The organism is Cellulomonas sp. HZM, from assembly GCF_000708885.1.
Classification (GTDB): domain Bacteria; phylum Actinomycetota; class Actinomycetes; order Actinomycetales; family Cellulomonadaceae; genus Cellulomonas.
The window spans coordinates 80099-88158 of sequence record NZ_JEOE01000014.1; the positions used below are offsets into that span (position 1 = coordinate 80099).

An 8060-nucleotide genomic window follows, 5' to 3' on the forward strand; every position below is an offset into this window, starting at 1 on the left:
GTTCGCGTGCACCGGGCGTGCCCGGGTGCACCTGCACGACGGCCGGGGGCCGGGACGGCACTGCGGCCGTCCCGGCCCCCGCCGCGTCACCGCGCACCCGTCGCGGGCCACGGCTCACGGGTCCCCGGCACACACCCCGTCGCTGCGCCCCACGCGGCCCTCGGTGCGAGCGGGTGGGATGTGGCTCGGGGTGAGTCGACGTTCCACGCGGTCCGGACGGCGGGGTGGTCGGTGCCGGGGCGACGGTGTCACCCGGGTGGGGGCGTGGACGGCTGGGGGTGTTGTGCTGTTCGCGGGGGTTTGCATCGAACGATGATGCCAACTTGCATCGCAGACGTAAGTTCTTCCAGTTTGCCATTCAGTCTTGCCGCGTGATTGTCCCGATCCGTACCGTGTGTCCGTCATGCGACGCCGCGTACCCCCGGCGTCGGCCCCCGGTGCGCAAGGAGGCGCCTCCGTGAGGAACATCGTCCGTACCCGCGAGATCACCCGCGAGAACCCCCGCGAGAACACCCGCGAGAACACCCGCGGCAACGCCCCAGCGAACCGAGCGCGGATCACGTCCCGCGTCGCCGCCACCGGCGCGCTCGCCCTCGTCGCGACGCTCGCCGTCGCCCAGCCGGGTCTCGCCGCGCAGCAGCCCAAGCCGGGCGTCGAGACCGTCGCCGGCATCTCCCCGGCCCTGACCGCAGGCCGCGGAGCGAGCGTCCCGTTCGTCGAGCAGGAGGCCGAGAACGCGACCTACCAGGGCACGCTCGTCGGCCCCGACCGCACGCCGTACACGCTCGCGAGCGAGGCGTCCGGCCGCAGCGCGGTGACGCTCAAGGGCGCCAAGGACTACGTGCAGTTCACGCTGACCAGGCCGGCCAACGCGATGACGCTGCGCTACTCGATCCCCGACTCGGCCACCGGCGGCGGCCTGACCGGACCGGTCGACATCTCGGTGAACGGGCACAAGCTGACGAGCGCGACGCTCACGTCGCAGTTCTCGTGGCTATACGGCACGTACCCGTTCTCGAACGACCCCCAGGCCGACCCGAACCAGGACTGGTGGCTCACCGAGTGCGGCTGCGTGCCCTCGGCGACGACGCCCGCGCCGGTGTTCGCCAAGCCGTTCCGGCCATTCCACTTCTACAGCGAGCTGCGCATCCCGCTGGTGCTGCCGCTGAAGAAGGGTGACACCGTCAAGGTGTCCCTGCCGGCGGGCAGCAAGCTCCCGTCGGCGACGATCGACCTCGCCGACTTCGAGCAGGTCGGGCTGCCCAAGGCGCCCCCGCGCGGTGCGGTCAACGCGTGGCTCTACGGCGCCGACCCCACGGGCCGGCGCAGCTCGGCGGACGCGCTCGACAAGGCGATCGCCGCGGCCAAGAAGCGTGGCGTCGCGCTGTACATCCCGCCGGGGCGGTACAAGGTCGACCGTCACCTGGTGGTCGACGACGTGACCATCCAGGGGGCGGGGAGCTGGTGGACGACGCTCACCGGTGACGGCGTCGGCGTCTACGGCAAGTACGTCGAGGACGGCGGCTCGAAGCGCGTGCACCTGTCCGACTTCGCGATCGTCGGCGACGTCCGCGAGCGGGTCGACGACGACCAGGTCAACGGCATCGGCGGCGCGCTGGGCGGCGGTTCCACCGTGGAGCGGCTGTACATCCAGCACACCAAGGTCGGCATGTGGTTCGACGGGCCGTTCGACGGGCTCACGGTGAAGGACAACGTCATCGTCGACCAGATCGCCGACGGGCTGAACCTGCGCCGCGGCATCTCGCACGCCACGGTGACCAACAACTTCATCCGGAACACGGGCGACGACGCGCTGGCCATGTGGTCGAACCAGGTCACGTCCGCCACCGCCGATGCGGACCACGACAACGTGTTCTCCCACAACACGGTGCTCAACCCGACGCTCGCCAACGGCATCGCGATCTACGGCGGCCACGACAACAAGGTCGTCGCCAACGTCGTCGCCGACCCCGTGCGCGAGGGCAGCGGCCTGCACGCCGGCCAGCGCTTCGGCTCCACGCCGTTCGCCGGCCGCACCACCTTCCAGGACAACACGACCGTGCGCGCCAGCACGCTCGACCTCAACTGGAAGATCGGGCTCGGCGCGCTGTGGGTCTACGCGCTCGAGGGCTCGGTGCAGGGCATCGACGTCACGGGGGACCACTACCTCGACAACGGGTACAACGCGATCATGCTGGTGTCCGAGTGGGGCGTGAAGGACCAGTACGGCATCGACGACATGCACTTCAAGGACGTGCAGGTCGACGGCGCGGGGACGTCCGTGGTGTCTGCCCGCGCCTTCGGGTCGGCGACGTTCGAGAACGTCGACGTCCGCAACGTCGGCTGGGCCGGCGTCAACAACTGCGGGTCGTTCCACTTCGCGTCGACCGGCTCCGAGTTCTCCCTGGTGGACCTCGGCGGCAACGACGGCACGGACAACAACCCGTGGCACCCGGGCACCAATTGGCTCACGCCGTTCGTGCCCAACGCGATCACCTGCAACGACGCCCCGCCGGTCGTGACGCCGCCGGCCCCGTCGACCTGGTGAGCTGAACGGCGCTCGCGCCCGGCCCTGGTGCGAGCCGGGCGCGAGCGTCCTCCCTGCGTCCTCGTGCAGGACGCGGGAGGGGAGGTCCCGGGGTGTGGGACGACGAGAGGGGCCCGGCGCGCGTCGCCGGGCCCCTCTCGTGCTGCGTGCGGCAGGTCGGCGTCAGGCCGTCTCGCGCACGACGAGCGTGGGCGTGAACATCACGCCGCGCGGGGGCTGCGCGGGCGTGCGGATCCGGTCGAGCAGCAGGCGCGCCATCTCACCCGCCATGTCCTCGACGGGCTGACGCACGGTGGTCAGCGCGGGCGTCGACTCGCGCGCGGCCGCGGAGTCGTCGAACCCGATCACGGCCACGTCGTCCGGGACGCGCCGGCCGGCGTCGAGCAGGACGCGCACGGCCGCGTCGGCGACCAGGTCGTTCGCGGCGAACACCGCGTCGACGTCGGGGTGCTGCTCGAGCACGGCCCGCGCGGCCCGTGTCCCGGAACGCGCGCTGAAGTCGCCCTCCTCGACGACGACCGTCATGCCCGCCTCGTCGGCCGCTGCCCGGAAGCCCGCGAGGCGGTCGCGCGCCGCGGCGACCTCTGCCGGCCCGGCGAGCACAGCGCAACGGCGGCGTCCGGTACGCGCGAGGTGCTCGGCCGCGAGCCGCCCGCCGATCGTCTGGTCGGCGTCCACCCAGCTCACGGCGAGCGACGTCCGCGGCTGGTGCGAGAGCACGAGGGGCACGTTCATGGCGGACAGCGCGGTGGGCAGCCCGGCCTCGTCGCCGCCGGACAGGAACAGCACGCCGTCGACGTGGCCCTGACGCAGGTAGGAGAGCACGAAGTCGTGCGCGTCGCGGTCGGCGGGCACGACGACGAGGTGCACGCCGACTGCCTGCAGCACCTGCTGGGCGCCCGCGGTGACGCGGCCGAAGTACGGGTCGGAGAAGATCCGCTGCAGGAACTCGGCGCCCGCGGATCCGGTCGCGGGCTCGGAGATGACGAGCGCGACCGAGTCGGTGCGGCGCGTGACCAGCGAGCGCGCCGCCAGGTTCGGGACGTAGCCCGTGGCGCGCACGGCCTCGTCGACCGCCCGCCGCATGCGGGGGTCCACCGTGGCGACGCCGTTGAGCACGCGCGAGACGGTGGAGCGGGAGACGCCGGCGCGCCGAGCGACCTCCTCGATCGTCGACGCGCCGGATCCGGTGGGCGTGCTGGCCATGGTCCCTCTTATAGCACCGACGCAACCCGCTGCACTTGTGACTGGTGAGCCTGGTGGGACTCTCCGGAGCTCCCGGGAGGCAGCTCCTGTCACAAGTGCAGCGGGTCCGGTGCGGATCAGCGGTAGACGCGCACGTAGTCCACGAGCATCTTGGCGGGGAACGGCGTCGTCGCGTCGACGTTGCCCGGCCAGTCACCGCCCACCGCGAGGTTGAGGATCACGTAGAAGTCGTGGTCGTAGATCCACGGGCCGCGGGTCGACTCCACGGTCGCCTTGTCGGCCGTGAACACCAGGCGGTTGTCGAGGTAGTAGCGGATGCCGTTCGCGTCCCACTCGGCTGCCCAGGTGTGGAAGTCGTTCGACAGCTGCGAGCCGTCGGGCAGCTTGTAGGAGCCGCCGTACCCGCCGGCGCCGTTGTACGCCGGGGCGTGCAGCGTCGAGTACGACGTGGTCGTGTCCTTGCCGAGCACCTCCATGATGTCGACCTCGCCGTTGGCGGGCCACGGCGTGCCGGTGAGGAAGTTCGCACCCATCATCCAGAACGCGGGCCAGTAGCCCTGCCCGGCGGGCACCTTGATCCGCGCCTCGACGCGGCCGTACTGGAACGTGAACTTCCCGCCCGTGTTCATGCGGCCCGACGTGTAGTCGCGGCCGCCCGCGGACTGCTTGCGAGCCTCGATCACGAGGTGCCCCTGGCCGTCCATGTTGAGGTTGCCGCTCGGCGTGTAGTACTCCTGCTCGCCGTTCTGGCCGGTGCCCGCGTCGACGGTCCACTTCGAGGTGTCCGGGCCGGTGCCTGCGGCGCCGTTGAACTCGTCGCTCCACGCGAGGCGCGTGAAGTTCGGGGCGGGGACCGTGCTCGTCGGCGGCTGGACCGGGTTGCCACCGGTGCCGTAGACGTCGAACGAGTACAGCGAGTACCCGTACGGGCCCGAGCGCTTCGTCATGTTGATGCGGACGTAGCGACCGTCGCCCGAGACGTTCAGCGTCTCCTTGAGCCCCTTGCCGGTGGTCGTCGTGTAGATCGTCGTCCACGTGCTGGCGTTCGGCGAGACCTGGATCTGGTAGCCCGTCGCGTAGGCGGGGTCCCACTGCAGGACCACCTGGGAGACGTGCGCGGTCGCGCCGAGGTCCACCTGGTACCAGCCGGCATCGGTCCAGCCGGTCGTGGCGTTGACGGCCCAACGGGTCGCGGTGTCGTAGTCGACGGCCTTGTCCGGCGTGCAGCCGGGGCACTGCGCGTCGTCCTGGAACGACGAGGCCGTCGCCGGCTTCTTGTACGAGAGCAGCACCGCGGAGCCGGTCGGCGGGGTGGTGGTGGGCGGGTCGGTCGGCGTCGTCGTGCCGTCCGAGCCGAAGACCTGCAGCTCCCACAGCGACACGCCGTAGCCGGTCGCACGCGCCGTCGAGTAGAGGCGCACGTAGCGGCCGCTGCCCGAGACGTTCACGGACTGCTTGCCGGCGCCGGTCGCGGCGCTCGTCGCGAGCGTCGTCCACGTGCTGCCGTCCGACGACGCCTGGATCTGGAACGCCTTGGAGTACGCGGCCTCCCAGTTGAGGTCCACGCGGCTGAGCGTCTTCGACGAGCCCAGGTCCACCTGGATCCACTGCGGGTCGGAGAACGCGCTCGACCAGCGGGTGCCTGCGTCGCCGTCGGTCGCTGCGGTCGCGGGCGTCGCCGCGGACTCGGCGGACGACGCGGTCGTCGGCTTCCCCTGCGACAGGAGCGTCGACGTGACGGGTGCGGTGGATCCGAGCACCTGCAGCTCCCACAGCGAGATCCCGTACTGCGTCGCGCGGGACGTCCCGGTGAGGCGCACGTAGCGGGCGTTCGCGCTGACGGCGAGCTGCTGCTTGGCGGCCGACGACGCGGTCCCGTCGAGCACCTTGGTCCACGTGGTGCCGTCGTTCGACGTCTGGATCGTGTACGTCTTCGCGTACGCGGCCTCCCACGTGAGGTCGACCTCGGAGATCGCCTGTGCCGAGCCGAGGTCGACCTGGATCCACTGGTTGTCGGAGAAGCCGCTCGACCAGCGGGTGCCGGCGTCGCCGTCGGTCGCCGCGCTCGCGGGGGTCGCGGCGGACTCGGACGACGACGCGGTCGTCGGCTTGCCCTGCGAGAGGACGACGGGCGCCGCGGCGTGCGCGTCGTCGGCGCGGACCGCCGCGAACGCGAGGGCCGCGGCGAGCGCGGTGAGCGCCGCGACGGCCATGCGGCCGGCGGGGCGGGACCGGCGCACGGTGCGAGCCGGGTGGTGCGTGGTGATGGACATGCGGACTACCCCCAGAGGTCGTCATTGACACGGGTGGCGGGCTGGAGAACGCGAGGGAGCGCTCTCTGAGGGAATACCTTGAACCCGGACATTCCCGCTGTCAATACCGCGGGGGAGCGCTCCCTTGAATGGGTCGGCGCGAGATCTCATCGGCCGACGGCCGACGGCCGGGCTGTGAGCCAACCCGTTCGTCGCCTCGCTCGTCAGTCCGGTCGTCAGCCCGCTCGTCGTCCCGTCCGGAGCCCGACGCGGCGACCCACCACCGAGCTCACCTGCCGCACGTCGCGCGTCAACGACGTCCCGACGAGCACGCCGAGCGCGATCGAGAACAGCGCGAGGGCCGTGCTCACCAGGTCCGCAGCGCCGAAGGACTCGCCGGTCGCGATCTCCGACAGCCCGCGGAACGCGAGCGCGCCCGGCACCAGCAGCCAGAACGCCGGCAGGGTCGTCACCAGCACCGGTGGACCCGTCCTGGCCCGCGCGATGAGCAGCGACACCGGGGCGATGACGAGCCCGCCGACGAACCCCGCGAGCTCGCTCGGCAGGAACGTCGCACCGAGCTGCTGCGCGGCGAACGTCGCGTACAGCGCGAGGACGATCCACCAGAACGAGTGCGCGGGCGGCGACGAGAAGTACCGGTGCCCCACGGCGACGAGGAGCACTCCCACCCAGGCGCTCCACCAGCCGAGCAGAGGCGCCGACGCCGCGACGACGAACCCGCCGCTCACCGCGACCCCTGCGACGACACCGAACGCGAGCAGCAGCAGCTGGGCGATGCCGAACACCATGCGGGACCCGCCCGCGACCACCTGGTTGCTGGTGAGCTCCATCGCGGCGACCGTGAGCACCGCACCGGGCAGGAAGCTCACGAGCGCGGGTGTGAGCAGGCGCAACGGGTCACCGCCGAGCCACGGCCCGACGGCGTCGACGCACAGCCACGTGACGAGGAACGCCGCGACCACGGGCAGCACGGCGTCGAGGGTCTGCCACCGCGTCGCGACGAGCCGCAGCGCGCCCACCGCGGCGCCCATCGCGAGGTACAGCCACAGCGCCTCGGGGACCGGGTACAGGATCAGGCCGAACGCGAACGTCAGCAGCGCGTGGCCGAGCACGACGAGCAACGGGCCGAACCGCGGCGGGGTCGCGAGCGCGGTGCGCAGCCGCGAGCGCGCGTCGGCGAGGTCCACGTCGCCCGCGACCAGCTCGGACACGAGCGAGTCGACCGCACCGACCTGGTGCAGCCTCAGCGCGCCGGACGAGCCGGGGCCGGTCACGTCGGACACCGGACCGCGCTCGGTCTCGACCTGCAGCACCACGCCCGTCGGCAGCACGAGCACGCGCACCTGGTCCGCGCCGTACGCGTCGGCGACCGCGGTGAGCTGGTGCTCGGTGTCCATCACCGACTGCCCCGACGACAGCAGCGCCGAGCCGAGCTCGCGCAGCAGCGGGACGAGGTCGTCCGGGACCGGTGGCGGCGGTGGGGGCTCGTCGGCCGCGGGCGCCACCGGCGGGGCCGTGAGCGCGTGCGCCGCGCGACGCAGCCGGTCGCGCAGCCTCATCGTCCGCCGCGCGGCGGGATCCGGCGGGAGACCGCCTCGTCGTCGGGTGTCGTCGTGCCAGGGGTCGACGACGCGAGGTCGACGACGTCCGGCACGCGCAGCACCCGCAGCGACCGGCGGGTCCACGCGGGCAGGAGCCGGAGCCCCTCGTCGCCGTGCAGCAGGACCGGGTCGCTCAGCCGGTGCACGTGCCGAGCGCGCACCAGCCGGGTCTCGCCGCCGGCCTCGATGTTGTGCAGCCACTGCACGTCCGGCCCGTAGGTCAGCGCGATCGCGAACCCGCGCGGCGTGGGGAACGCCATCACGGGCGTGCGGAAGCGCCGCCCCGAGGTCCGGCCCACGTGGTGCAGGGTCGCGAGCGGCGGCACGTCGTCGGACAGCAGACCCATGACCTTGTTGGTGAACCGCAGGTTCACCCGCGTCACCCAGTACGGCGCGACCATGCCGTCGACGCTATCCCCGCCCGCGCCGTAC

Annotated in this window: 5 protein-coding genes; 1 reads left to right on the forward strand and 4 read right to left on the reverse strand. The window is 72.3% G+C overall.

Going from position 1 to position 8060, the window contains the following annotated elements; genetic code table 11:
• Window positions 1–457 precede the first annotated feature (457 nt).
• Window positions 458–2548, forward strand: coding sequence for a glycosyl hydrolase family 28-related protein (locus tag AW16_RS0109300; protein WP_231496002.1), 2091 nt, complete (start codon window positions 458–460; stop codon window positions 2546–2548).
• Between the two features lie 162 nt (window positions 2549–2710).
• Here the strand turns inward: AW16_RS0109300 and AW16_RS0109295 are convergent, their stop codons facing one another.
• The 4 genes from AW16_RS0109295 to AW16_RS17075 form a co-directional block, all read right to left on the reverse strand.
• Window positions 2711–3754 (reverse strand): LacI family DNA-binding transcriptional regulator, encoded by a 1044-nt coding sequence (locus AW16_RS0109295; protein WP_051681826.1) that lies wholly within the window; start codon window positions 3752–3754, stop codon window positions 2711–2713.
• Between the two features lie 116 nt (window positions 3755–3870).
• Complete coding sequence (locus AW16_RS0109290; RefSeq protein ID WP_231496001.1) at window positions 3871–6027, reverse strand: discoidin domain-containing protein; 2157 nt, start codon at window positions 6025–6027, stop codon at window positions 3871–3873.
• A 215-nt stretch (window positions 6028–6242) separates the two neighbouring features.
• Window positions 6243–7586 (reverse strand): threonine/serine exporter ThrE family protein, encoded by a 1344-nt coding sequence (locus AW16_RS0109285; RefSeq protein ID WP_051681825.1) that lies wholly within the window; start codon window positions 7584–7586, stop codon window positions 6243–6245.
• Window positions 7583–8060, reverse strand: a 478-nt coding sequence (locus AW16_RS17075; RefSeq protein WP_231496000.1) for a nitroreductase family deazaflavin-dependent oxidoreductase, incomplete at its 5' end; no start/stop codon positions are given. The genes AW16_RS17075 and AW16_RS0109285, both read right to left, overlap by 4 nt.

Excerpts from the sequence above, each read along its gene's own strand:
- AW16_RS0109295 (WP_051681826.1), bottom strand. The coding sequence starts at position 3,754 with ATGGCCAGCACGCCCACCGGATCCGGCGCGTCGACGATCGAGGAGGTC.
- AW16_RS0109290 (WP_231496001.1), bottom strand. The coding sequence starts at position 6,027 with ATGTCCATCACCACGCACCACCCGGCTCGCACCGTGCGCCGGTCCCGC.
- AW16_RS0109285 (WP_051681825.1), bottom strand. The coding sequence starts at position 7,586 with ATGAGGCTGCGCGACCGGCTGCGTCGCGCGGCGCACGCGCTCACGGCC.